Origin of the sequence: Oceanospirillum sp., assembly GCF_048265165.1 — a bacterium.
In the GTDB taxonomy this organism is placed as follows: domain Bacteria; phylum Pseudomonadota; class Gammaproteobacteria; order Pseudomonadales; family Halomonadaceae; genus Oceanospirillum.
On the sequence record NZ_JBLXCD010000003.1, the window covers coordinates 370,406 to 396,121 of the forward strand.

Annotated in this window: 28 protein-coding genes and 2 tRNA genes; 12 read left to right on the forward strand and 18 right to left on the reverse strand. The window is 48.8% G+C overall.

Annotation, left to right across the window (positions count from 1 at the left end):
* Positions 1–13 precede the first annotated feature (13 nt).
* Positions 14–610 carry a phosphoheptose isomerase gene (locus ACN0R8_RS08675; protein ID WP_417596684.1) on the forward strand — a complete coding sequence of 199 codons (597 nt, stop codon included), beginning with the start codon at positions 14–16 and terminating at the stop codon, positions 608–610.
* Between the two features lie 92 nt (positions 611–702).
* Here the strand turns inward: ACN0R8_RS08675 and ACN0R8_RS08680 are convergent, their stop codons facing one another.
* The 8 genes from ACN0R8_RS08680 to zapE all read right to left on the reverse strand — a co-directional run bounded on the left by ACN0R8_RS08680 (position 703) and on the right by zapE (position 6,975).
* Positions 703–1,119: a ClpXP protease specificity-enhancing factor gene (locus ACN0R8_RS08680; protein WP_417596685.1), complete on the reverse strand. Its 417-nt coding sequence runs from the start codon at positions 1,117–1,119 to the stop codon at positions 703–705.
* 15 nt (positions 1,120–1,134) lie between these two features.
* Positions 1,135–1,767 (reverse strand): glutathione S-transferase N-terminal domain-containing protein, encoded by a 633-nt coding sequence (locus tag ACN0R8_RS08685; RefSeq protein ID WP_417596686.1) that lies wholly within the window; start codon positions 1,765–1,767, stop codon positions 1,135–1,137.
* 114 nt (positions 1,768–1,881) lie between these two features.
* Positions 1,882–2,643 (reverse strand): cytochrome c1, encoded by a 762-nt coding sequence (locus ACN0R8_RS08690; RefSeq protein ID WP_077242875.1) that lies wholly within the window; start codon positions 2,641–2,643, stop codon positions 1,882–1,884.
* On the reverse strand, positions 2,643–3,899 hold the full coding sequence (locus tag ACN0R8_RS08695) for a cytochrome b (RefSeq protein ID WP_077242876.1): 1,257 nt from the start codon (positions 3,897–3,899) through the stop codon (positions 2,643–2,645). Before ACN0R8_RS08695 ends, ACN0R8_RS08690 begins: the two co-directional genes overlap by 1 nt.
* A complete protein-coding gene (gene petA, locus ACN0R8_RS08700) occupies positions 3,899–4,492 on the reverse strand; it encodes a ubiquinol-cytochrome c reductase iron-sulfur subunit (RefSeq protein WP_417596687.1) in 594 nt (197 codons plus the stop codon). The genes ACN0R8_RS08695 and petA overlap by 1 nt, the downstream gene beginning before the upstream one ends.
* 328 nt (positions 4,493–4,820) lie before the next feature.
* A complete protein-coding gene (gene rpsI, locus ACN0R8_RS08705; protein ID WP_077242878.1) occupies positions 4,821–5,213 on the reverse strand; it encodes a 30S ribosomal protein S9 in 393 nt (130 codons plus the stop codon).
* Between the two features lie 13 nt (positions 5,214–5,226).
* On the reverse strand, positions 5,227–5,655 hold the full coding sequence (gene rplM / locus ACN0R8_RS08710) for a 50S ribosomal protein L13 (protein WP_077242879.1): 429 nt from the start codon (positions 5,653–5,655) through the stop codon (positions 5,227–5,229).
* 228 nt (positions 5,656–5,883) lie between these two features.
* Positions 5,884–6,975 (reverse strand): cell division protein ZapE, encoded by a 1,092-nt coding sequence (gene zapE / locus ACN0R8_RS08715; RefSeq protein ID WP_417596688.1) that lies wholly within the window; start codon positions 6,973–6,975, stop codon positions 5,884–5,886.
* 361 nt (positions 6,976–7,336) lie between these two features.
* Here zapE and ACN0R8_RS08720 point away from each other — a divergent pair, with 361 nt between their 5' ends.
* On the forward strand, positions 7,337–7,786 hold the full coding sequence (locus ACN0R8_RS08720) for a YhcB family protein (RefSeq protein ID WP_417596690.1): 450 nt from the start codon (positions 7,337–7,339) through the stop codon (positions 7,784–7,786).
* 40 nt (positions 7,787–7,826) lie between these two features.
* Here the strand turns inward: ACN0R8_RS08720 and ACN0R8_RS08725 are convergent, their stop codons facing one another.
* Positions 7,827–8,588: a Nif3-like dinuclear metal center hexameric protein gene (locus ACN0R8_RS08725; protein WP_417596691.1), complete on the reverse strand. Its 762-nt coding sequence runs from the start codon at positions 8,586–8,588 to the stop codon at positions 7,827–7,829.
* A gap of 229 nt (positions 8,589–8,817) precedes the next feature.
* On the opposite strand from ACN0R8_RS08725, the gene ACN0R8_RS08730 reads away from it, so the two are divergent.
* Entirely contained in the window at positions 8,818–9,972 is a 1,155-nt protein-coding gene (locus tag ACN0R8_RS08730; RefSeq protein ID WP_417596692.1) for a Do family serine endopeptidase, read from the forward strand.
* Between the two features lie 61 nt (positions 9,973–10,033).
* On the opposite strand, the gene ACN0R8_RS08735 is transcribed toward ACN0R8_RS08730, so the two are convergent.
* From ACN0R8_RS08735 to folE, 5 genes are all read right to left on the reverse strand, one after another.
* Positions 10,034–10,804, reverse strand: coding sequence for a TIGR04219 family outer membrane beta-barrel protein (locus tag ACN0R8_RS08735; RefSeq protein ID WP_417596693.1), 771 nt, complete (start codon positions 10,802–10,804; stop codon positions 10,034–10,036).
* Between the two features lie 56 nt (positions 10,805–10,860).
* Entirely contained in the window at positions 10,861–11,127 is a 267-nt protein-coding gene (locus ACN0R8_RS08740) for a hypothetical protein (RefSeq protein ID WP_417596694.1), read from the reverse strand.
* Between the two features lie 81 nt (positions 11,128–11,208).
* Positions 11,209–11,478, reverse strand: coding sequence for a thioredoxin family protein (locus ACN0R8_RS08745; protein ID WP_417596695.1), 270 nt, complete (start codon positions 11,476–11,478; stop codon positions 11,209–11,211).
* A 68-nt stretch (positions 11,479–11,546) separates the two neighbouring features.
* Positions 11,547–11,942 (reverse strand): dihydroneopterin triphosphate 2'-epimerase, encoded by a 396-nt coding sequence (folX, locus tag ACN0R8_RS08750; protein WP_077242887.1) that lies wholly within the window; start codon positions 11,940–11,942, stop codon positions 11,547–11,549.
* A gap of 50 nt (positions 11,943–11,992) precedes the next feature.
* Positions 11,993–12,547, reverse strand: a complete 555-nt coding sequence (folE, locus tag ACN0R8_RS08755) for a GTP cyclohydrolase I FolE (RefSeq protein ID WP_417596696.1) — start codon at positions 12,545–12,547, stop codon at positions 11,993–11,995.
* A 551-nt stretch (positions 12,548–13,098) separates the two neighbouring features.
* Here folE and ACN0R8_RS08760 point away from each other — a divergent pair.
* A complete protein-coding gene (locus tag ACN0R8_RS08760; RefSeq protein ID WP_417596697.1) occupies positions 13,099–13,620 on the forward strand; it encodes a hypothetical protein in 522 nt (173 codons plus the stop codon).
* Positions 13,621–13,741: 121 nt separating this feature from the next.
* Here ACN0R8_RS08760 and mltC read toward each other — a convergent pair whose 3' ends face one another.
* From mltC to ACN0R8_RS08775, 3 genes are all read right to left on the reverse strand, one after another.
* On the reverse strand, positions 13,742–15,307 hold the full coding sequence (mltC, locus tag ACN0R8_RS08765; protein WP_417596698.1) for a membrane-bound lytic murein transglycosylase MltC: 1,566 nt from the start codon (positions 15,305–15,307) through the stop codon (positions 13,742–13,744).
* Positions 15,308–15,446: 139 nt separating this feature from the next.
* Positions 15,447–16,469, reverse strand: a complete 1,023-nt coding sequence (locus tag ACN0R8_RS08770; protein WP_417596699.1) for a serine/threonine protein kinase — start codon at positions 16,467–16,469, stop codon at positions 15,447–15,449.
* 26 nt (positions 16,470–16,495) lie between these two features.
* Positions 16,496–17,251: a double zinc ribbon domain-containing protein gene (locus ACN0R8_RS08775; protein ID WP_417596700.1), complete on the reverse strand. Its 756-nt coding sequence runs from the start codon at positions 17,249–17,251 to the stop codon at positions 16,496–16,498.
* 214 nt (positions 17,252–17,465) lie between these two features.
* Between ACN0R8_RS08775 and bioB the strand changes: the two genes are divergently transcribed.
* The 8 genes from bioB to ACN0R8_RS08815 all read left to right on the forward strand — a co-directional run bounded on the left by bioB (position 17,466) and on the right by ACN0R8_RS08815 (position 23,517).
* Positions 17,466–18,584 carry a biotin synthase BioB gene (gene bioB / locus ACN0R8_RS08780; protein WP_417596701.1) on the forward strand — a complete coding sequence of 373 codons (1,119 nt, stop codon included), beginning with the start codon at positions 17,466–17,468 and terminating at the stop codon, positions 18,582–18,584.
* 9 nt (positions 18,585–18,593) lie between these two features.
* Positions 18,594–19,793: an 8-amino-7-oxononanoate synthase gene (bioF, locus tag ACN0R8_RS08785; protein ID WP_417596702.1), complete on the forward strand. Its 1,200-nt coding sequence runs from the start codon at positions 18,594–18,596 to the stop codon at positions 19,791–19,793.
* A complete protein-coding gene (locus ACN0R8_RS08790; RefSeq protein ID WP_417596703.1) occupies positions 19,790–20,590 on the forward strand; it encodes an alpha/beta fold hydrolase in 801 nt (266 codons plus the stop codon). The genes bioF and ACN0R8_RS08790 overlap by 4 nt, the downstream gene beginning before the upstream one ends.
* A complete protein-coding gene (gene bioC / locus ACN0R8_RS08795) occupies positions 20,587–21,435 on the forward strand; it encodes a malonyl-ACP O-methyltransferase BioC (RefSeq protein WP_417596704.1) in 849 nt (282 codons plus the stop codon). Before ACN0R8_RS08790 ends, bioC begins: the two co-directional genes overlap by 4 nt.
* Before the next feature lie 88 nt (positions 21,436–21,523).
* Entirely contained in the window at positions 21,524–22,219 is a 696-nt protein-coding gene (bioD, locus tag ACN0R8_RS08800; RefSeq protein WP_417596705.1) for a dethiobiotin synthase, read from the forward strand.
* 137 nt (positions 22,220–22,356) lie between these two features.
* On the forward strand, positions 22,357–23,091 hold the full coding sequence (locus tag ACN0R8_RS08805; RefSeq protein ID WP_417596707.1) for a DUF1826 domain-containing protein: 735 nt from the start codon (positions 22,357–22,359) through the stop codon (positions 23,089–23,091).
* Between the two features lie 107 nt (positions 23,092–23,198).
* Positions 23,199–23,283, forward strand: a tRNA-Leu gene (locus ACN0R8_RS08810).
* Between the two features lie 149 nt (positions 23,284–23,432).
* Positions 23,433–23,517 (forward strand) — tRNA-Leu (locus ACN0R8_RS08815).
* A 307-nt stretch (positions 23,518–23,824) separates the two neighbouring features.
* Here ACN0R8_RS08815 and ACN0R8_RS08820 read toward each other — a convergent pair.
* Entirely contained in the window at positions 23,825–25,621 is a 1,797-nt protein-coding gene (locus ACN0R8_RS08820; protein ID WP_417596708.1) for an acyl-CoA dehydrogenase C-terminal domain-containing protein, read from the reverse strand.
* Between the last annotated feature and the right edge of the window lie 95 nt (positions 25,622–25,716).

Genomic DNA, 25,716 nt, shown 5'->3' on the forward strand with positions numbered 1-25,716 from the left:
TTGAGAAACCACCATGGACTTACAAGACCGTATCATCGCAAACTTTCATAGCAGCATCGACTCTCAGGCCACTGCCAGCGAGATTCTGCCACCATTACTCGAACACGCCAGTGCACTAATGGTCAACTGCCTGATCAATGACAACAAGATACTGACCTGTGGTAATGGCGGCTCTGCAGCACTGGCTCAGCACTTTGCTTCTGAAATGCTCAATCGTTATGAGAAAGATCGCCCCAGTCTGCCCGCAATGGCTCTCTCAACAGACAGCTCAACCCTGACCGCTATCGCCAATAGCAGTAGCTTTAATGAGATCTTCTCCAAACAGGTTCTGGCTCTGGGTCAACCGGGCGACATCCTGCTGGTCATCACATCCAGCTGTAAGTCCAATAATGTTGTCCAGGCCGTACAGGCTGCCCATGAGCGTGGTATGACCGTTATCGCTCTAACAGGTAGTGATGGTGGCGACGTAGCATCTTTGCTCAGCAGTGAAGATTTTGAAATTCGTATTCCGGCCAACCAACCAAGCCGCATCCAGGAAGTCCAGCTACTGGCAATGCACTGCCTGTGCGACCTGATCGACTACCAGCTGTTTGGCGCGATGGAGGGTTAATCTACCCTCTATACTCAATTGCTGGACACAAAAAAGGCGTCTTACGACGCCTTTTCCATTTTTAGTCAGCCAAAGCCAACCTAGCCTGCAAACTATTTAACCACACGTAGTGATGGTCGTTTACTTTCAGGCTCTTTCTCTTCCCTTACGGACTCTGTTTCAACTGCAACAGGCCCTTTTGGCTCGGGATCTGGTAACTCCGGCTCATGACCGAAAGCCATTCCCTGACCATTTTCTTTTGCGTAAATCGCCAATACCGCTGCAGCAGGCACATAAACCTGCTGCGGCACACCACCAAAACGGGCAGAGAAGGTAACGGCTTCATTAGAGATATCCAGATCTCGCACGGCACTCATAGCAATGTTCAGCACAATCTGGCCATCCTGAATATGCTGAGAAGGCACCATCACATTTTCAATGGTGGCATCCACAGCCAGGTAAGGCGTCAAATCGTTATCAGCAAGCCATTCGTGTAATGCACGAATCAGATATGGACGACTGGAAGACATAACAGATCCAATTAATTACAGACGCATATCGCGTTCTGCTTCAGAAAGACTTGCCTGAAACGCTTCGCGATTAAAAAGGCGGTTATTCATATAAGAGATCAGTGGTTTAACCTGCTGCTCTGGCAAATCAATCCCCAAAGCAGGCAAACGCCACAATATTGGAGCGATGCAGCAATCCACGATTGTGAACTCTTCATTCATGAAGTATGGCAACTCTTCAAAAATAGGGCTGATGCCAATTAAACCTTCACGCAGTTCTTTACGTGCCTGTTCAACCGACTTCTCATCTTTATTAGCGGTAATGATATCCACATGAACACACCATTCGCGCTGAATGCGGTGCATCCATAAACGACTCTGAGCACGCGCTACAGGATAAACCGGTAATAGCGGTGGATGTGGAAAACGCTCATCCAGGTACTCCATCATCACATTCGGCTCATAAAGAACCAGATCGCGATCTACCAGAGTGGGCAGGCTGTTATAAGGATTGATATCGGCCAGCTCAGCAGGCTTATTGGCTTCAGGACAATCCAGAATATCAACAGCAACTCCCTTTTCTGCTAGCACAATACGCACACGATGGCTGTAATGATCTTCACCGTTGGAATAAAACGTCATCGAAGAACGCTTGGCTGCTACACCCATTGTCTAACCCCTATCAAATTTTCAGGCTCAATATAAAAGCATATCTTTGCTCTCAGAGCAAAAAAAGCGCGCAACCGCAAAGGGCTGCACGCTCTTCATATCCCTGGCGGACGATTAGTGAATATCGCGCCAGTACTCTTTCTTCAGCAGATATGCAAAGAAGAACAGAATAACGATGAAACCTAACACCCAAGGTGCAATACGGTTACTTTCCAGCTTGGAAGGCTCACCGGCATATACCAGGAAGTTCGTCAGATCGTAGACCGCTTTATCAAACTCGGCCTTGCTCATCGCACCCTCTTTGGTAATTTTCAGGCAGCTTTCACCAACCTGGTTACCCGTCAGAGGATCGAGTTCTGCTACATGATGGTTCGGATCACAGACCTTCTCCTGAATCCCCTGCAGAGGAGCCAGAACGTTTGGCATACCTACATCAGGGAATACAGTGTTATTTACACCCCATGGACGGCTGTCGTCGACATAGAAGCTACGCAGATATGTATAGATCCAGTCCGCACCACGCAGACGCGCTTCCAGACTCAGATCCGGCGGTGCAGCGCCAAACCATACGGCTGCATCTTCTTTCTGCATGGAGATACGCATCTGATCGTTATATTTCAGAGAACTGCTAAAAATCAGATTTTCTTCAATAACATCCTGAGGAATACCTAGATCTTCGGCAGTACGAGCATAACGCTGGAACTGTGCAGAGTGACAACCCATGCAGTAGTTCGTGAACAATTTAGCACCATTCTGCAGTGACGCCTTGTCATACAGGTCAGGTTCCATCTTATCCAGGTGGACATGACCGCCACCTGCTGCAAGCGCCGTAAACGGTACCAGCGCTAAAATCAGTGCAATCAGTTGCTTTTTCATTAGCCTGTCACCCTCTCTGGCACTGGTTTAGTAGATTCGAACTTGGTGTACCAAGGCATCAGAATGAAGTATGCGAAATAGATCGCAGTACACAACTGTGCCAGTGCGGTTCTGCCCGGAGTAGAAGGCAGTGCACCCAGAACACCCAAAATGACGAAGCTGATTGCGAAAAGAACCAGGAAAATCTTACTGATCCAGCCTTTGTAGCGCATCGAACGTACAGGGCTCTTGTCCAGCCATGGCAGAACAAACAGAATTGCAATCGCACCACCCATAACAACCACACCCCAGAACTTAGCATCTAAGCCAAACATTGGGAACGTAATCGCACGCAGCATGGCGTAGAACGGTGTGAAGTACCATACAGGAGCAATGTGGTCCGGTGTCTTCAATGCATTAGCCGGCTCAAAGTTTGGCGCTTCAATGAAGTAGCCACCCATGGTCGGTGCATAGAAAATAATGGAGCAAAACACAAAAAGGAACACAGCTACACCAACAATATCTTTCAGGGTGTAGTAAGGGTGGAATGGGATACCGTCCAGCGGGATACCATTTTCATCTTTGTGTTTCTTAATGTCGTTCCCGTCCGGGTTGTTAGAACCCACTTCGTGCAGAGCGATGATGTGCAGAACAACCAGGGCCAGCAGAACGATAGGCAGTGCAACAACATGCAGCGCAAAGAAACGGTTCAGGGTGATACCAGAGATCAGGAAGTCACCACGCACCCACTGAGCCAGGTCAGGCCCGATGGCCGGAATCGCAGTAAACAGGGAGATAATAACCTGTGCACCCCAGTAAGACATCTGACCCCATGGCAGCAGATAGCCCATAAACGCTTCAGCCATCAGCGCCAGGTAGATCGCCATACCAAAGATCCAGATCAGCTCACGAGGCGCCTTATATGAACCGTACATCATGCCACGGAACATATGCAGGTAAACCACTACGAAGAAGGCAGACGCCCCTGTGGAGTGCATATAGCGCAACAGCCAACCGTATTCCACATCACGCATGATGTACTCAACGGAAGCAAATGCACCTTCGGCGCTTGGGTTAAAGCTCATCGTCAGCCAGATACCGGTCAGAATCTGGTTGACCAGTACTAACAGGGCCAGAGAGCCGAAAAAGTACCAGAAGTTAAAGTTTTTCGGAGCATAGTACTTGCTCAGGTGATCTTCCCACATCGCTGTAGCCGGGAAACGATCATCAATCCAACCCATCAGGCCTGGATTACCCTTATTACGGTTACCAGCCATTATGCTTTCTCCTGATCCACACCGATGACAATAATATCATCAGACTCGTATTTATAGGGAGGCACTTCAAGGTTTACAGGGGCAGGTACACCCTTATAAACACGGCCGGACAGGTCAAACCGGGAACCGTGGCACGGACAGAAAAAGCCACCCACCCAATCTTCACCCAGATCAGCTGGAGCTACTTCCGGACGATAGGTAGGAGAACAGCCTAGGTGAGTACAGATACCGATCATCACTGCGTACTCAGGCCTGATAGAGCGTAGTACGCCTGTAATATACTCAGGCTGCTGAGGAACTTCTGAATTCGGATCAGCTAGCTGACCGCTCAGTTTTTCCAGATTCGCCATCATCTCAGGCGTGCGGTTAATAACCCATACAGGTTTACCACGCCATTCAATGGTCATTTGCTGACCCGGTTGCAGCTTAGAAATATCAGCTTTAGCCGGAGCACCCGCTGCCCGTGCTTTCGCACTGGGGTTCCAGGATGCTACAAAGGGAACCGCTACCCCCACAACGCCCACTGCACCAACTGCAGATGTCGCGCCAAGAAGGAAACGGCGACGCCCTTTGTTTACGCCGTCATTACTCATCGTAAGGTCTCTCCCATCAACCAACCCGTTAAATTTCAAAGGGTTATGCAACTTAAATTAAGCAACTTAACCCGTTGCCATTTTTCACGGAAAATAAATGGCACAAATAGTAAAAAAATCAGCACCGCAACACAAGTGAATATAACCCTGTAAAAATAATGCCTTAGTTGCATACCTGCGCGAAGGCTGCAAGATTAAACCCTACTTTCAAAAGCCTCTTGAGCCAGATCAACTTAAAAGTAGATAGTTGTGTTCCGGGCAAAAAAAACGCCCAGACGCAAAGGCCTGAGCGCTTTTTGATAACAAACCCAAAAGGTCTGTAAGCGAATTAACGCTTGGAGAACTGAGGACGCTTACGTGCTTTACGCAGACCCACTTTCTTACGCTCAACCTTACGAGCATCACGGGTTACGTAGCCAGCTTCACGCAGAGCTTTACGCAGAGTCTCATCATACTCCATCAGTGCACGGGTAACACCGTGACGGATAGCACCAGCCTGACCAAAATCACCACCGCCTTTAACGGTAATATTCAGATCAAACTTTTCAGTGTTCTCTGTCAGCTCAAGAGGCTGACGCACTACGATACGTGCAGTAACACGACCGAAGTATTCATCCAGAGGCAGACCGTTTACAACGATGTTGCCAGAACCCGCGCGCATAAATACACGAGCTGTAGAGGTCTTACGACGACCGGTACCGTAATACTGAGTTGCAGACATGTTTATCTTCCTATTAAAGTTTCAGTTCTTGCGGCTGTTGTGCTGCGTGTGGGTGATTCTCACCAGCGTACACTTTCAGCTTCGCCTGCATTGCACGACCCAGAGGGCCTTTTGGAAGCATGCCTTTAACGGCCAGTTGGATAACGCGCTCAGGAGCGTGATCGATCATCTGGTTGAAAGACATAGACTTGATACCGCCGATGTAACCGGTGTGACGGTAGTACATTTTGTCTTTTGCTTTATTACCAGTAACCTTCACTTTCTCAGCATTAACAACAACCAGGTAGTCACCGGTGTCAACGTGAGGTGTGTACTCAGCCTTATGCTTACCGCGCAGGCGACGAGCCAGCTCAGTAGCCAAACGACCCAGTGTAAGACCTTCTGCGTCGACAACATACCAGTCGCGCTTTACGGTCTCTGGTTTTGCACTAAAAGTTTTCATAATTAATAGCCTATATTGGTCTTACGATCAGAGATTCATTCCCGTCCCGATGGACCCGTTGCCTATTTTTATTGGTTGCAGATCCGTTGCAACGTTGATTACCTTAAAAAAGGAGCGCGAAGTATAGCGACTTCACCTGCTAAAGTTAAGACCTAGGCAGACAAAATGTAGAAAATTTATACCGTGTCTACCTTTATTTACGGAAAAGCGATTTTCCGTCAACGATAACTATAGGCGATGTTCACGGGAGAGATATTCATGGGACTGCATCTCCAGTAACCGGGAAACAGTACGATCAAACTCGAAGCTCAGATTCCCCCCCAGATAAAGGTCCGGGATAGCCGCTTCAGCTGAGATAATCAATTTCACATTTCGGTCATAGAACTCATCAACCAAATTAATAAAGCGGCGAGCCTGGTCATCTGTATCTCGCTTCATTTGAGGTACATCACTCAGGAAAACAGTCTGAAACTCTTTTGCCAGTTCAATGTAGTCATTTTGGCTCCGGGGGCCATCGCATAACTCATCAAAGTTGAACCAAACTACATCATCATGCATCCGCTCAGTGGTCATCTGCCGATGGTTAACTTCAATCACCTCGGCCAAAGCCCCCTCAGACAGAGCAATATTCTTAAAACTTTTCAACAGGCTTTCGTTAGCATTTGCATCCAATGGATAATGAAAAATCTCAGCCTGCTCCAGTGCTCGCAAACGGTAATCAACACCACTGTCTACATTCACCACCTCGGTATACTGCTTCAGCAGATCGATTGCGGGTAAAAAGCGTGCACGCTGCAATCCGTTTTCATACAAACCATCTGGTACAATATTCGAGGTAGTAACCAGCGCAACACCATTTCTGAACAACTCACCCAGCAGACCAGCCAGAATCATAGCATCAGTGATATCTTTGACAAAAAACTCATCCAGGCAAAGCACCCGGATTTCAGAAGCCAGATTTGCTGCTACAAGAGTCAATGGATTTTTCTCACCATCATATTTACGCAAATCATCGTGTACACGCTGCATAAAGCGATGAAAGTGCACTCGCATTTTTTCATCAAATGGCAGACTGTCAAAGAACGTATCAACAAGATATGTTTTGCCTCGGCCAACCCCTCCCCAAAAATAAAGCCCCATGGCCGGCTCTCGAGTTTCAGGTTTACCAAACAGACTCTTCAACAGCGACTTTTTAGGAGGCTGGTACGCTACCAGATCATCATACAGACGCTGCAGATGCTTAACAGCCATCTCCTGCGCCGGATCATAACTGAAGTCATCGCGTTCAAGGTCTTGTTTGTAGCGTTCTAAAGGTGTCATATGCCTGCTTCCGAGAGAGTTACAGAAAGGGTCGAATATCATCACAATAACCGACAGGTAATACTGTTTACGTTTTTAGTGCTGTTTAGGGTTTTCCCTTTCTGGTTCGAAAGAGGATGACAGCGATGACCCAAAAATGTGGGCGGCATTATACCGGTTTGAGCCGCAACCCCCAAACACCAACCTTCGACCTAGCCTAAAGTCACATGTTTTTTAATTACACCTAATAAATAACGAGAAGCCGGTACGTTTTTAGTGAATAAGCGGTTGCCCTCCCCAACCTGTTACCCTGTATAATAATCAGAACGTTAAGGCATCTCTGATCTTTGCTGATGTCATTCAAGTAGTTAAGGAGTCATTTATGGAAGCCAATATCGACTGGACCCTTATTATCCTCACTTTTATCGTGGGCTGTGGTGTTGGTGCGCTTATTTATCACCTACTGAATACAAACACAGGTGAAAACTCGGATCTTAAACAGCGCATGAATCAGAAAGAGATGGAATTTGTGCGACTAAATGAGAACGTCAGTGAGCATTTTGCCCGGACTGATGAGCTGCTGGCAGGTATGGAAAAAAATTATCAGAATTTAGTCAGCCATTTGCAAAGTGGTGCCGAGAGCTTTTGCGATGACGCATCTCTGTACAAGCGTATCAGCAAAAAAAGTCGTCAGAACGATAAACAGCAGACTGATTATACGAAAGAAGATCATCACGCCCCGATGGATTACGCACCAAAGACATCAGGGACCTTATCTGAAGACTTTGGACTAGAGCGAGAAGAAATACCAGAGCCCCCTAAAGGCCTCTAACGCAAGCGGCTATCTCTCTCAGCTCTCAGACAACCCGGCTTTAAACCGGGTTGTTTTCATCCAGAGCAATATGCTCAATACCAAACTTATCCTGTAGCCATCGACCGAGTGCGAGCACACCATAGCGCTCTGTTGCATGATGCCCGGCGGCAATATAGGCAATCCCCAGTTCTCTTGCAGCATGCACTGTATTTTCGGAAATTTCGCCACTAATATAAAGATCACAGCCCGCTTCAGCCGCCCCTTCAATAAACCCCTGTGCAGCCCCTGTACACCAGCCAATTTTACGAATCTCTTTTGTAATATCCCCGATCACCAGGGGTTCCCGGCCCAGCTCACGATGGATGCGACCAGAAATCTCATCCAGTGTTTTATCCGTCTTTGCCCAACCAACTAACCCTATGCTTCTCGGGTTACCGGCCTCAAGGCCATCGCTGATCTCCCAATCTAAAATACGGGCAAGCTCGACATTATTTCCCAGCTCACTATGCGCATCCAAAGGCAGGTGGTAAGCCAGTAAACTAATATCATTTTTGATCAATGTGGAAAGCCTGCGGTACTTCATACCTGTAACTGTCTGGGATTCATTTTTCCAGAAGTAGCCATGATGCACCAGCAGCGCATCAGCGCCAGCGGCAACGGCCTGATCCAGAATATTCTGGCTGGCGGTGACAGCTGTAGCAACCCTAAGAATCTGACCCCGACCCTCAACCTGAAGTCCGTTTGGGCAATAATCTTTATAAGCCTGCGGTTCCAGCAAGGTGTCCAGGTGTTTCACCAGATCGGTCAATGTCAGCATCAAAAACTCCTAAATCGAAGAGTAAAGTTAAATCATGTCTCAGCGGGAAACACTCTAACTTCAAAAAACGAAAACACAACGGTATATAAAACGACAAGATTAATATGTTGCTGTAACAGCGACCCTCAGTGCTTCTAGACTTATATAGCCTGATAATGAGCATCGCGGATTGAATTTTATGACCGAAACACCATATAGTCAGAACCCTGTCTGAATCCGCAATGAGTTTTGCATGAAAAAAATATTTCACTATCTGTCATGGCCCGTTCTCGCTGGTGTTGTGATCGGTCTCACTATTAATCAGCAACATTCAAACTCTGAGCAGAGTAATACCAAACCACAACCAGTCTTTGTGGAGGCCGCTCAGGCAGACAGCTCTCCTAAACTCAGCGGCCCCTACAGCTATTCCTCGGCGGTTAAACAAGCATCCCCTGCGGTTGTTAATATCTACACCAGCAAAATTATAGAACAACGCGCGCACCCGTTGCTTCAGGACCCATCGTTCAGACAGTTTTTTGGTTATAACGGCGTGCCGCGCCAGCAAAGATTACAATCCAGTCTGGGTTCTGGTGTTATCGTCAGCACTGATGGCTACGTACTGACTAACAATCATGTTATTACCGGAGCCGATGAGATTAAGGTCGCCCTTAAAGATGGCAGAGAAACAATTGCCCAGGTGGTCGGCACTGATCCGGAAACCGATTTAGCCGTTCTTCGCATTCAATTACCGGATTTGCCTGTGATCACTATCGCCCCATCTGATGGTATTGAGGTCGGTGATGTCGTTCTGGCAATCGGCAATCCCTTTGGCGTTGGGCAAACCGTTACCATGGGCATCGTCAGTGCCACAGGCCGGGATCAATTAGGGATCAATACTTTTGAGGATTTCATTCAGACCGATGCCGCAATCAACCCTGGGAACTCCGGCGGGGCACTTATTAACCCTCGGGGGGAGTTATTGGGTATTAATACTGCTATTTTCAGTAAGTCCGGTGGCTCTCAGGGAATAGGCTTTGCGATACCCTCGAACCTTAGCCGACAGATTATGATCGATATTATCCGCGAAGGTAGTGTAGTTCGCGGCTGGCTTGGGGTTGAAGTTCAGGAGCTAACACCGGCCCTGGCCAGCTCATTTGGTTATAGAGAAGAGCGCGGCATTCTGATCGCCGGGTTGCTTCGAAATGGACCTGCCCATCTGGCTGGTATGCAACCGGGGGATATCATTGTTAAAGTCGAAGGCGAGCAAATTATCAGTGGGCGTAGCACGATGAACCGAATAGCCCAGAAGCGGCCCGGAGAGAAAATAGAGATTACGGTTTACCGTTCAGGGCAGGAGATCACACTCGAGGCCGAAGTTGGACGTCGCCCTACTCCGCCTCAAAGCTAAAGGCTGTTTAAAGACAGAGCGCTCAAGCGATAGTCAAAACTTGGCGCTTTTTTCATCTTGATCAGAAGTGAACTGTAGCGCTGGCATACCAACCGCTTGCTGTCATATCAGCATCCAGACCATCCACATCATCCAGCTCCATATTAAAACGGCGATACCCTAACTCACCACCAACCTCAACCGGCCAGGGAGCTGCAGCAGCGACATATAAGCGGTGGTCAGAAACTGTAGCACCACCGATACTCAGGTAGTTTATCATCCCGCCGACAGCAAGCGGGAAGGGAGCCATAGGAAGGTCAAACTGACCCTTACCGTATAAAAGGGGTACCGGTACATCAAGTGTTACCGACTCATCGGCACTTCCGAGCCTCTCTTTAATGCTAATCTCACCATCAAAATGGCGGATCGTTAGCCCGATGTCTGCACTCAACCAGCCAAGCCCATCCAAAATTTCATAATAACCCGTGTAATCGGTATGGCTCAGGTCTAACTTGCTATCAACCTCTGCGCTTGCCGTATAGGTCTGCCCCTCAAATGAAATCGACTGGCTCAAGGTATTAATGCGACTTTCAGATAAGCTGGTGCGCTCCAGGCGAAAGCTCGGAAGAAAAGGAACCGGGTGCTCGACAGCCACATAGAAGTTATTAGCGGTTGTATCTGAGAATCCAAGATCACGCTCCATATCAACACCGGCGGCCGAAGAATCCTCAGACTGAAAGCTGCCGCTCAAATCAGGTTGCCACATACCGGCGCCAGCCTGCAGACCAATGAAGTCTGCCTGCGCATTGATGGCAACCAATGCCAAGCTTAATGGTGCTAATTTTCTGAACATATAAAAATCCCCTTTCCATGTGTAACGACAAGCAGCTGTGCACAAAATATCAATTATTAGAAACCCAGTTTTTTATACCAGGGTACGGAAACCTCATGACCGTCCACCTTCAAAGTGCCTATCGCTTTACGCTGACCGGTCGGCAGATTAAATACCTGTCGCGCAGGATGACCATCCTGAGCCTCAAAACTGACCTCAACGCCCGTATCGGGTAGGCCACGGCCACGCCATCCAGTCAGATCAAAGTTAAACTCTTCGCCAGACTCAGAACGGATAACTCCTTCCTGAATACCTGCATCAAATGAAATAATAACGCCTTGCATAAGAGAGCTCCTGAAAAGAGACAGACCTGATATAAACCAACAAATACAATAGTCGCCATAAGGGAAAGCGAGTTTCAGGCTTTACAACTCAGACCAAAGTACCAGAGGACGTTCAATTTGTTCCTCAAGCAAACTCAGGTTGATATGCCTGAGCTGACGGGACAACTCCTGCCCATCCAGCCGGACAACCAAAGTCGGCACGGAAAGCACCTGAAACCGGCTACAGGCTTCAGGAAAGCGTTCGAGATCGAGCCATACGAAGCGGGCTGTGTATCCCTGTTTTTCAGACCATACAGGTAGCTTAAGCTTAAGGGACTCACATACACCGCAACCCGGTGTGGAAAAAAGCATAAATACCAGTCCTGATACAAGATCTATTGCATCAGGATCACTCGCCTCTGTGAAAGACCTCACTCAAACTAATCCCTGTGATCTGACAGCGTTATGGACACAGAGTCAGAGAAACGCAGGGCATGAGGTTTATCCACTTCAACCTGAGCAACCTGAACCTGCTCATAAGACATTGTAATATCCAGGATCTCACGTGTCAGACGCTCAAGCAGCGCAAAACGGTTACTCTCAACATGTGCAATGACAGCTTTAGTAATCGTGCGATAGTTGAGAGCTTCGTCAATATGATTAAAACTTACGGCGCGATCGGCAAAGTACTGAATCGTAATATTGACGATAATATCCTGCTTATTGACGATCTCATCTTCATTAATACCGATATAAGTTCGCAGCCGCAAATTCTTAATCTGAATCGTCGCCAGATTATGACCGGCATGAGCATTGCTTACCGCATGTAATGGCATTATAGATCCTTATCCAGCTTTAAAACCCCAAACAAACAGCTAACAGCTCTTTAGTTACTGATAAGCTGCAGGTATTCCATTCGGGTCGATTGTGACTCACGGAACGCGCCCAACATAACAGAGGACTTCATCACAGAGTTCTGCTTCTCAACCCCACGCATCATCATACACATATGTTTAGCTTCAATAGTAACAGCAACGCCACGAGCCTCTGTTACCTGCATCACCGCATCAGCGATTTGCTTAGTCAGGTTTTCCTGAATCTGAAGGCGGCGGGCATACATATCTACAATACGAGCAAATTTTGATAAACCCAGTACTTTACCTGTTGGCAGATAAGCTATGTGGCACTTTCCTATAAAAGGAAGAATATGGTGCTCACACATAGAGTACAGCTCAATATCTTTAACAATGACCATTTCATCTGTTTCTGATTCAAAAACAGCGCCATTAGTTACACTTTCTAATGTTTCGTTATACCCTTTGGTAAGGTATTGCATCGCTTTTGCTGCACGCTTAGGTGTATCCGTTAAACCTTCACGTTCCGGGTTTTCACCCAGTTCAGCCAGAATAGTTTCGTAAAGACCGGTCAGTTTTTCTGTCATGGCAATGCCTTAGTGTTAATCAAAATCAAGGTATATAAAATCTAGCTGATATAAAGTCTGCCTAAGCCTGATGTTCAGGCGCTTATTAAAACTGCAGAAGTTATACAAGGTAGAGATAAGCTGCATACTGAAAAAAAGCAGCAATGATAGCGCATTTTAAAGATTATCCGGGTGCGACAATTTGTCCATTTTACCTGACCGTTACAGTCAAGCATAATCTTTGCGCGCAAAATCCGGCCTTTAATAGTCAAACCTATTACGGATACCAAACTCCGGTTCAGGCCAAGACGCAAAAGATAAATCAGCCGGATCTGTTATACTGCGCACGCGTTAAGCCAGATCATCAGGTTGCGAGTATTTACTTGCAGCCAAAACATGCTGACTTATCACTGATAAATCAGCGCTGAACAGCCTTAAATATCTTGTGCAGCCTGACATTGTGAATCCAACCTGTGGTTATACGTTTTAATTTAACCACAGAGATCAGATAACTCTGTACCCATAGGTGCTTAAAGCCGGGTACAAAACCTGTACTGAAGAGACGGTGAGCTATGAAACGATTACTGACATCTGTTGCCCTGCTAGGAGCCTGCCTACCCACTTTTGCTGACACATCCCCAGCAGAAGGTTATCAACTGCCCACAGACACGGTTCTGAAAGTACAGGTTCTGATGGATAAGAACATCTCTCAAGGCGAAACTGTGTCGCACCTGCTGCTGAAATCTACCGGATCAGAAACCGGCGCCACGCTACCCGAGCGCTGCCTGCTTTCTGCGGATGCAGCAATTGATCAGGGTAAATTGTCCCTGCATGTCAATCGTGCTTTATGCGTGGAGCCCAACGGTCATATTTTTGATGGTGTGATGGACGCTGTGATCATCAGTGATTCTGGCAACCAGGGAGTTACGACCCCCTGCGTTGGCTCTTCCTGTAATCAGGCTGTACTACAAGCAGGTGTTGACTACCGCCTGAAGCTGAATAAGTCTGCGGATATCGCCTTGGTTGTGAACCAAACTGAGCAGATTAATATTCAACGCCGGAACCACGCACCGGACGCTGCCGCAGCTCAATAGATGGGCAATAGCACTCGTTTTTAACGAATGAACCATCAAAAAGAGCCCTGGGATCAATTTATCCCAGGGCTCTTTTGATTCCGCTGCTTATATAAACTTAAGTCTCTTTTCTCTGCCGGCCCTACTCATTCTGCGCAACAGCAATACCATCATACTTTTGCTTTGCTTTTACGACTTTCTCAATATATTTACGCGACTCCGCACTGGGGTGGCTACGATTTAGTTTCACGTAAACCTGCTGCGGCGTCAGACTATTAATGACGTCTACGGCACGCTTACGATCACTGGAAAAAGTTCGCAGCACATTACCCGCACCACCATTATAAGCCGAGATCACGCAGTACTCACGGGCCAGAGGGTGCGTCACGCCTTTCAGATAAATGTCATCCAGAATACTCAGATAAGCGGTACCGGTATCAATGTTGTTGGTCGGGTTGAAGAGATAACTCCGGTCCGGCTGGTCATTGCGCTTTTTGATTCGTTCGAAGACATCCCGCCCTGCTGTACTGGGTACAACCTGCATCAACCCATAAGCAGGGATATGACTTGTTGCATACGGGTTAAAATGACTCTCTGTCTCCATAATGCTATAGATCAATGACTCTGAAACCCCGTACCGCTGTGCTGACTTGCGCACCAAAGATTCATACTTCTGGCCACGTACCTGCTGGTGATTTTCCTCCATCGGAATCTCAACTCGATAAACTGTGTGGCCGCCAGAGTTAACCTTTTGTAGCTTATTTTCGACCAGCCAATCAGCATAACGGTTCGCCCGCCACTCCCACTGCACAATAACCCCATCATGGTCACGCACCTGCCCCTCTAATACAGAAGGCCCTCTGTAGCTAATTCCCTGATCAGAAAAAAGGTTAGGGTCACGGGCGTCATCCGGTGTCAGCAAAGTTGTTACAATCGCATTCTGCAGCCGCTCTTTATGATCTTGCTCTTCAACGGTTTCCACCACGATATTACCGTTAACAAAATCCACCTCACCACGGCTGGTATAGCCGGTACCATACTTCACATACTTTCCTGAGCCCGATTCATGGACATTACCGCTTCCCCAGTAGCGGCTGGCCTTCTGTTTCAGGTTCTGAACCTTTTGCTCATACTGCCGATACTCTTTTTCCAGCTCAGACCGATATTGTTCATATTCTTTAGCTAAAGCCGGAAAACGGGATATCCAAGTTGCTGTTTCTGTATCCTCTATCGACTCAAACGCCGAGGTACTTTCTACTGGTAAGGTGCTTTCTACTGCTGGGATAGATGCTACCGCTCGAGGGCTTTCTACCTGCGGAATGCTTTCTACTTGCGGGATACTCTCTTTTGAAATACCTGAACTGATAACAGGGGATGGCGCCGGTATTGCCGCTGCAGCCGTTACAACCGGTACAGATGGAATCACAGGTGACGGCACAACAGTAGGTTGAGACTTTGGCTGAACAGATGATACTGAACCTGCATTAAAAAGCGGGCTAAAACCTCCCGGAGGTGGCTGAGGTACCAGGCTTTTCGGGGGAGTGATCCCGGATGTATCCTGCTGAGCCACCTGATGACCCGTCGTATTAGCACAGGCGGACAGCAGTACGACAGAAGACAGCAGAATTGCCGGATGCCAATGATCTGCAATCAACGCCTTAGCCGTCAAAAAAACCGAATGTAAATTCCGCTTACTGACCGATGACATACCCATCCCTGCTTTATACCCCTGATACAGCTGAATAAAAATATTGGCGGCAGAGTTTAAAGAGATTCAGGCATTTGTCTATACGGCGAACCATGCATTGATTCGATGCGCTTACCGGCTGTCTATAAACAGCCACCGGCTACATGTAAGAAGCCAATGCAATCGATGGCTGCCTGAGCAGTATTTTTTGCTGTTCAAGGGCATTTAAATGCTCCAGCCACCAGCTCTCTCCACCAAAGTGACTGAAAGCAGTCATAAACGCCGGGTCCTTACGACGCTGCGCCAGCCAACCGCTGTAATAGATCATACGAAGAGTGCGCAAAGGCTCTATCAAAGCCAGCTCACGACGTGGAAATTCCCGATACTCCTCATACCCTTCAACGACCTCTGAGAGCCACTGCTGCTGTTGAGCCCGATCACCGGAAAGCAGCATCCAGATATCCTGCATTGCCGGAGCCATACGGCAATCATCAAAATCCAGCAGCATCAATTCACCATCCCGCCAAAGCATATTACCGCTATGACAATCCCCCTGAACCCTGATTAAAGGAGCACTAACCTGTTTGAGGCGATGGTCACACTCGGTCAGCAGCTCATCCGTCAAAGCCTGATAGCGGGACTGATAGGATTTCAGTAATCCGCTTTTCAGCACTTCCTGCTGACCATGACGGGCATAGTCTGCCACATTCAGTTCCGGACGATGTATAAAGGGCTTCACCTCACCGATACTGTGCATGCGGCCCAAAAAGCGCCCCAACTCATACAGATGCTCCTCATTATCCAGCTCCGGGGCATGGCCACCTTTACGGGAAAAAAGCGCAAAACGATAGCCTTCAAAGTAGTGCAGGCTTTGATCTTTATCTGCACTCTCTGTCGAACACAGCAAAGGAGGTATGGCATTGACACCCGATGCGGCCAACTCCAGGGCAAACTGATGCTCTTCTAAAATCTGAGCATCACTCCAGCGGCCCGGACGATAAAACTTAGCAATCAACGGCTGAGCCTGCTCAATACCAACCTGAAAGACCCGGTTTTCATAGCTGTTCAACGCCATAACCCGCCCATCACAATAGAAGCCAAGGGACTCAACAGCATCCATTACCCGATCAGGGTTCAGCTGGTAGTAGGGTGTCACATCCGCCGAATTGTCTTTATCTGTCATCACTGAAGCCTTTACTCCTGGTCGATCTATCGCCGTTGATTAGGTGTTCGGGCAAAAGCCCAGACTTGCACCGAAGCAGCACCATTATCCCTTAACAGAGATGCAATAACATCTGCTGTAGAGCCTGTGGTGACAACATCATCAACCAGTGCTACCTCTCGCCCCTGTATCTCTGCCTGATGGCGCAAAGCAAAACTTTGGTCAAGGTTTTTCAACCGCTGCTCCCGATTCAAATCATGCTGAGGCCGGGTCATCACCTGCTTACGTAAGACGGACATATTTACTGGTATTGTCAGTTGCCGTCCAACCGCATCAGCCAGACAGGCCGCAGGATTAAAGCCTCGTTTTAACCTTGTACGCCAATGGGTAGGAACAGGCAGAATAATATCCGGCCGTTTAATCATGTCTGCATTAAGCTGCCCCATCAGATAATCCGACAACAGATCGCTCAATAAACGATTCAGAAGCATATGATCCTGGCTTTTAAAACGCTGGACCAGTTCACTCACCGGATAACGATAAAGGTAAGGCGCTAAAATCTGATGAAATGCAGGAGGATTTTTCTGACAGCGCCCACAAAGTAAAGTGCCTGATACAGGCTCAGCTTGAGTCATTGGCTCTGCACAATGACGACATGCCCTGCGGTTACATTCAAAATCCCCAAGGCAGTCATTACATAACAACCTGCTAACGGTCTCATGCCCATCAAGTCTCCCACGACACAACAGGCAGGTGCGGGGAAAAAGTGCATCCTGTATCTGCCACCAAATCCCTTTGTCCATCTGAAGCTCCCTTTCTTTAACTCCCCGCATATCAATCATCTCCCGGTTACCAGTACATCCATCATAGCCGAAGAAATTCGTTATCCATCATCTATAAACAGCCAACACTGTAAACCATAATGAAAAGACAAGGTTGACAGGATTTCAATGCTCGCTATGATCTTGGCAACGCTTATACAACAACAGGCTTTTTGAATTTAGCACAGGAATTTCCATGACAGTATCTATGGCGCCCTCCCCAACGACACCTCGTTACGACTGGTCTCTTGAAGAAGTTGAGGCGTTGTTCGCCTTGCCACTGAATGATCTTTTGTTTAAGGCTCACAGCATCCATCGGGAAAACTTCGATCCCAACGCGGTTCAGGTCAGCACCCTGCTATCAATCAAAACCGGAGCCTGCCCGGAAGATTGTAAGTATTGTCCTCAGTCCGGGCACTACAACACTGGCCTTGCCAAAGAACAGCTGATGGAGGTTCAAAAAGTTTTGCAACAGGCCAAGGCTGCTAAAGATACCGGTGCCAGCCGCTTTTGTATGGGAGCTGCATGGAAATCGCCCAGCAAAAAAGATTTCCCGGCCGTTCTGGAAATGGTTAAAGGGGTTAAATCTTTAGGGCTGGAAACCTGTATGACTCTGGGTATGTTGGATGAGGATCAGGCCAAGGAGCTCTCCTCTGCCGGGCTTGATTACTATAATCACAACCTGGACACCTCTCCAGAGTATTACGACCAGATTATCACCACGCGTAGTTATCAGGATCGCCTGGATACACTATCCCATGTGCGTGATGCGGGTATGAAGATTTGTTCCGGTGGCATTCTGGGTATGGGAGAACAGGAAACGGATCGCGCCAAAATGCTGATCCAACTGTCCAAACTGGCACCACACCCGGAAAGTGTGCCAATTAATATGTTAGTCAAAGTCGAGGGTACCCCGATGGATCAGGTTGAAGACCTCGACCCGATCGATTTTGTTCGCACCATCGCCGTGGCCCGCATTATGATGCCGCAATCCCATGTCCGTCTGTCTGCCGGTCGCGAAGAGATGAGCGATGAGATGCAGGCGATGACCTTCTTTGCCGGTGCGAACTCCATCTTCTACGGCGAGCGCCTACTGACCACAGCCAATCCTCAGGCAGATAAAGATCGCCAACTGTTCTCCCGTCTAGGCATTCACCCGGAACGTCGTGAAGCGCCGGTGGATGAAGCCACCCATGAAGCTGCTCTAAAAGAGGCGATCACCGAACAGAAAAATGGTGAGATGTTCTACGATGCTTCACAAACGAATCTCTCGGAAGCAGGTCGTGAGCGCAAGCCCTGTGGCCTGGTGGTCTAAGCCGAGTCCATGAAAGATCTGTTAAGCGAGCAGCTTACCCCAAGCTTAGAGGCGCGTCGCAAGGCGCATCTCTATCGCTCGCGCCGTACCCTTAATGGGCCACAGCAGCCGCAGACTCAGGTGGATGGCCGCGACCTCCTCACCTTCTGCAGCAACGACTATCTGGGACTGGCTAACGACCCCCGTGTTATTGAGCGCTTTCAGCAGGCAGCCAGCCGTTACGGTGTCGGTAGTGGTGCCTCCCATCTGGTGAACGGTCACAGCTCCGAGCATCACGCCCTGGAGGAGGAGCTGGCCGCGTTTACCGGACGGGATCGGGCACTACTGTTTTCCACCGGTTTTATGGCCAATCTGGGGACGATTCAGGCTCTAGCCGGTAAAGGTGATGCGGTATTTCAGGATCGTCTGAACCACGCCTCCCTGCTGGATGGCGGTCTGCACTCCGGTGCCCGCTTTAAGCGCTATCAGCATAACGATGCCGGACATCTGAATCGTTTGCTGAAAAAAACCAGCCCAGATAACCGTGGCCGCAAGCTGGTGGTCACCGACGGTGTATTCAGCATGGATGGCGACTGTGCCCCCATGCAGCCATTAATTGAAACCTGCCAACAACACAACGCCTGGCTAATGGTGGATGACGCTCATGGTTTTGGCTGCTTAGGTGATAATGGTCAGGGTATCGGTGCCGGTTTCAGTCAGAATGAGGTTCCCATCCTGATGGGAACGCTAGGTAAAGCGATCGGTACCAGTGGTGCTTTTATTACTGGTTGTGACGCCCTGATCAAAACCCTGATCCAGTTTGCCCGTCCCTATATTTACACCACCGCGCTGCCACCAGCCGTCGCCGCAGCAACACGCACAAGCCTCAACATCGTGCAGCAGGAACCGGAGCGCCGTCAGCACCTAAACACCCTTATTGCACAATTCCGCACCGGTGCTCAGCAGCTGGGCCTGACACTTATGGATTCGCCAACCGCGATTCAGCCGATTCTGATTGGTGATGACGCAGAAACCCTGAACTGGAGTCATAAGCTGGAAAACGCCGGACTTCTGGTGACGGCGATCCGACCTCCCACAGTGCCTAAAGGCAGCGCCCGCCTGCGGGTAACTTTAAGTGCCAGCCATACGGCAGAGCAGGTCGACCGTCTGTTAGCGGTACTTGCGGATATCGTGCAGCAACAGGGTGTACCTGAGGTCGTTTTGCCATGAACCGCTCGATAACAAACAAACCGCTTATTCTGCTGCACGGCTGGAGCGCAACACCAGCTATCTGGCAACCTCTGATCAGCGTACTGAAAACCCTGAACCCCAGACGGGAGGTTCTGACACCAGCTCTGCCCGGTTATCACCCGGACTACCAAACATCAGATTGGGCAGGAGACAGAGCCCAGTTGCCGGAAGTCATCGACCAGCTGCAACTGCCAACCGATGCCCATTGGCTTGGCTGGTCACTGGGTGGCAACCTACTGCTGGAGATCGCACATTTTCTGTCGGAACAGCTTCAGCCTCTGCCCCACAGCCTGACACTGTTATGCAGCAACCCTTCGTTTCAACAGCGTGGCGATCACACCGCGGCCATGCCGGAAGAAACGCTGAGCCAGTTCCGTACCGGTTTTGATACGCAACCGGAGAAAATCCTGAAGCGTTTTCAGCTACTGCAGATGCAGGGAGAAAATGATCAGCGGGCAGTAAAGAAGCAACTGACGGAGCTATCTCCCCAAGAACGACCTGTCTCAGCTAAAACCCTGGCAAATGGTCTGACCGCTTTAGCCGTTCTCGATCAGAGAAATTACAGTGACCTCTCAGAAAACGGCTGCCCGACACTTTGGCTATTGGGTGAGAATGACCCTCTGGTACCGACGACTATTGCGGAACAGCTCAACCATCACCGGCTACTCAGTCATTGCGGCCATCTACCCATGTTGAGTCAGCCGGAACAACTGGCGCAGATGATGACCTGTCACCTGACTCAAATTGAATCAGCCCGTGAGGTAAACCTGCCATGAATACGATGACCGCCCTAGCCGAAATGCAAACAGTCCCTCAATCCGCCGAGCAGCCACGCCAGCGAGACAAAAGAAAAATTGCCGATGCTTTCAGCAAAGCAGCAGGCCAGTACGATCAGCTGGCAGAAGCCCAAAAACGTATTGCACAAAAAGTGCTGGAACTCTGTCCTACTGCCGGGTCTGATGAATCAGAAATCGAAAGTGTGCTGGATATCGGTTGCGGAACTGGTTATTGGACACGCAGGCTTCGCGATCAAACTCAGGCCAGATGGGTTACCGGACTGGATCTGGCAGAAGGCATGCTTCGCTTTGCTGACGAGCAGTCCGACAACCAGCATATCCAGTGGCTGTGTGCCGATGCCGAGCAACTACCATTACCCGCAGAAAGTCTCGATCTGGTGTTCTCAAGTCTGGCAATTCAGTGGTGTAACGATTATCACGCCCTGTTTAGCAGTATCGCCAGAACTCTGAAATTGGGCGGCGAAGCCCATATCGCCACCCTGCTTCCCGGAACTCTCTGCGAACTGGAACAAAGCTGGGCAAAGGTGGATAAAAAAACCCATATCAACCGCTTTACTGATGAGCAGACACTGATACACGCGATCCGACAGGCCGGGCTGACCCTAAGCGCAACCGACCAATATTGCGAGAGGATGTTTTACCCTGACTTGCGAGCAGTCTTTGATTCCATTAAAGGCGTAGGCGCTCATTACTCCGAGGGGGATGCAGGTCTGACCGGCCGGCATAGCCTATTAACACTGAAGCAGGCCTACGAAACAATGCGCCGTTCCGAAGGCTTGCCAGTGAGTTACCAGGTTTTGATTTTATCGCTCAGAAAGCTCTGAAACGGCACATCATCTGATCGATTTTTTGAATCGAATTTTGTAGCATCCGGATCAAACTTATCTAACCTCTATCTCAGGCGAAGAATCTATGAAGACCTATTTTATTACCGGAACCGACACCGATGCAGGCAAAACATTTGCCAGCTGCGCACTACTCCACGCGGCAGGTAAGCTAGGCTTTAAAACACTGGCACATAAACCTGTTGCAGCCGGTTGCGAGCCAACGCCTGACGGCCTGCGTAACAGCGACGCTATAAACCTTATGAGCGCGATGAATCAGGATGAAGAGTATGAAATGGTTAACCCTATCACTCTCGAGTCTGCCATTGCACCTCATCTTGCGGCTCAGGAAACAGGAGTACAACTCAGTGTATCCCGCAGTGCGGGTTTTGCCCGAGGAATCATGATGGCCCGGGCTGACCTTTTGCTGATCGAGGGTGCCGGGGGTTGGCGTGTACCGTTAAACAACCGCGAAACATTAGCCGATCTGGCAAAAGATCTGAAACAACCGGTCATTTTGGTCGTAGGCATGAAACTGGGTTGTATCAACCACGCCCTTTTAACCTCCGAAGCGATTAAAGCAGATGGTTTGGAGGTTGCTGGTTGGATCGCTAACAGGGTCGACCCGGAGATGAGTCACTACCGGGAAAACCTAGCCACACTGGCACAGATGATTCAGGCTCCACTTCTGGCTGAGATACCGTCTATACAGAATGCCTGCTGGAAAGACGCTGCAGAACATATACCCGATGCCGCCGTAAAATTTATTTTAGGCACCCACTAATATTTCCAAAACACTTAAGAGGCTGCTGATGCCGCTAGTAAGAGGGCTCAGAGCGTCATAAAGCAGCGAGCCATTTTTGTCGCGGAACCCTCCAATAAAATGTTATGTTATAACATATAAACAATGGAGTTAAGACCGTGACCAGCCTGAACCAACACTTGCTAACTGATACCAAATTCCCTGCCAACCACCAGAGCGATCCTGATTTCACGCAATGTACCTTCTATCCGGTCAAACCGGATCAGAAAGCATTGTATCCAACAGGGGATGACCCGGATGTACTCACTGAAATCTATCAACCCGGAGTTCGCTTAACTTGCTGGCAACGCAGCCCTGACACCAAAGCGATGCATTACGTTAACTGGCTGACGGAAAGAGGCCACTTACTCCCTTTACGTCTTGTAGCCGCACCTGAAGCACTTACAGAGCAACTGCAGAAAGACCTGCCAAATCACCCAGGCCGGGCAAGCTTTATTACCGATATTGTCTATCTGACAGAGATGTTCACGTGCTTATTTGATATGGAGGAAGTAGGACTGCGCTTATCCTTACTGAGCCAGGCGATGTGCCCTCGATTCCATGTGGATCGTATCGGTGCAAGAATGGTATGCACCTATTCAGGACAAGGTACTGAATGGCTTCCGAATGAGGCCATTGATCGCACAAAGCTTGGCAGAGGCAGTATGGGGTTGCCTGACGACCAATCCGGCTTATACCCATTGGCAATAACACCAAATCAGATTGATACCGGTGATGTAGTCATTATGAAAGGTGATGCCTGGCCGGGTCATGAAGGGCAAGGACTGGTGCACCGATCTCCTGCATGCAGCTCTGATCAACCACGCTTATTTGTTAGCATGGATGTTATGTAATCAGCATCCGTTTGTTACTTTATCTTATTGATGAACAATAATTTTTTGTTTTTTTCAGGCTTTTGGCTTGACCCCGATAAACACTTAACTATAATACGCTCCGTGCTGCGGGAGTGGTGAAATTGGTAGACACGCCAGATTTAGGTTCTGGTGCCGTAAGGTGTGAGAGTTCGAGTCTCTCCTTCCGCACCATCTTCTCTTACCTCCGACTTGCTTTCTAATAAAGCAATCAATGAAGATGGCCCAGCACGGTTTTAGAGATCAGCCTTAACGATCTACTAAAACAGACAATTGCCCGATCAATGAGATCACCTCCTCAGATCAGCGGCATACGAAAAGATGCGGGAGTGGTGAAATTGGTAGACACGCCAGATTTAGGTTCTGGTGCCGTAAGGTGTGAGAGTTCGAGTCTCTCCTTCCGCACCATCTTTTCTTTTTAGTCCCATCAAAATCAATCCCAATCCGATATAAAATTCAGACCTTGGTCTTTACATCAGTTCTCTCTACTGGATTCATCCTCAGTAATATTAAATCTTATTCACAACCAAGCACTCAGCTTTAACCTGTGGATATCTTATATCCCAGCCTTTTACACCCTTGCCATACAGGCAAGAGCAGCCGTCAGTGAAAATCCAAAAACCAGAGCACAAGCCAAAATCAAAAAACCGGCTAAGGTTTTCACCCAAGCCGGTTCTGTAGATCGACTAGAAGATCAGTATCTGTCTAGCAGCAATTACTCACCGTAGAACAGCTCTTCTTCCAGGTCCATCAGGGTTTCTGCACCTGCATTTACCTGCGCAGCCAGTGAGGCTGCCTTAGGCAGTACACGGGCATAGAAGAAGTTAGCAACCTTCACTTTAGAGCTGTAGAAGCCGCTGGTATCCTCTGCCGCTTTAGGAGCTGCAACAGCAACCATACGGGCCCACATATAGGCATATGTCACCAAACCAAACAGGTCCAGATAATCCTGAGATGCAGCACCGATCTCTTCCGGGTTAGCGGCAGCCTTCTCAATAACACCTTCGGTCACCTGAACCAGAGTATCCACAGCAGCTGACAGTTTTGCCAGATAAGGCTGAACCTGTGCGTTATCAGCATTCGCTTCAATAAAGCTACGAATATCCTGTTCGAACAGTTTTACATACTCACCCTTGTTAGAAACCACTTTACGGCCCATCAGATCAAGCGCCTGAATACCGTTAGTGCCTTCGTAGATCTGTGCGATACGGGCATCACGAACATACTGCTCTGCGCCCCATTCACGGATATAGCCCTGACCACCATAGATCTGCTGAGCAGATATTGTGCAGTCCAAACCGCGATCCGTCAGATAAGACTTAGCTACTGGCGTCATTAACGCCACAAGTGCTGCCGCCTTCTTACGAACATCAGTATCTTCGTGGAATTTAGATATATCCAGCTGCATACCCACGTAGGAAGCAAAAGCGCGGCCCGCTTCATTGAAAGCACGTACGTTCAGCGCCATGCGACGCACATCTGGGTGCACCAAAATGTTGTCTGCGGCTTTCTCAGGGTACTTAGCACCGCCCGGTGCACGGGACTGAATACGCTCCTGAGCGAAATCCATCGCGCTCTGGTAAGCCACCTCACCCAGACCCAACCCCTGAATACCGATAGAAAGGCGCTCATAGTTCATCATGGTAAACATGCAGGCTAAACCTTTGTTCGGCTCACCAATCATCCAGCCCTGAGCGCCGTCAAAGTTCATCACGCAGGTCGCGGAGCCTTTAATACCCATTTTGTGCTCAATAGAGCCACAGAATGCCGGGTTACGCTCGCCCAGAGATCCATCTTCGTTGATCAGGAATTTAGGCACCATAAACAACGAGATACCGCGGGAGCCCGCAGGTGCATCCGGCAGTTTTGCCAGTACCAGGTGGATAATATTCTCAGACAGATCATGCTCACCACCGGTGATAAAGATCTTAGTACCTGTAATATTATAAGAGCCATCAGTATTAGGCTCTGCCTTTGTGCGGATCAGGCCCAGATCTGTACCGGAATGCGGCTCGGTCAGACACATAGTGCCCATCCAGCGGCCTTCGTACATTGCAGGTAGCAGCTGCTCTTTCATTTCATCACTGGCGTGATTATCAAGGCACAGTGTGGCACCTGAGTTCAGCGCCGGATAGAGAGCAAAAGAAGCATTTGAAGCGTACAGCATTTCCTCAAATAACACGGTCAGCATTTTAGGCATGCCCTGACCGCCAAAATCGATATTACCACCAAGGCCCATCCAGCCACTCTCAGCCATCAGCTGGAACGCTTCTTTAAAGCCCTTAGGCGTAGTGACTTCACCATCATTGAACTGGCAACCCTCTTCGTCACCGGTACGGTTCAAAGGAAAGAGTTCATTCTCGTTAACCTTGGCGCCTTCTTCAAGAATCGCATCAACCAGGTCAGGTGTAACTTCCTGAGTTGCCGGCATGGTAGACCAAAGCTTGTCAGCTTCAAAAACTTCATTCAGAACAAAACGCATGTCGCGTAAAGGAGCTTTATACTTTGCCATGGGGCGTACTTCCTCGATTCTTTATCGTTAATTCCAGCCTGCACAGTGAGCCAATAAGATAACTCAAACTGCATTGCATCCTGTTACAGGTGCTA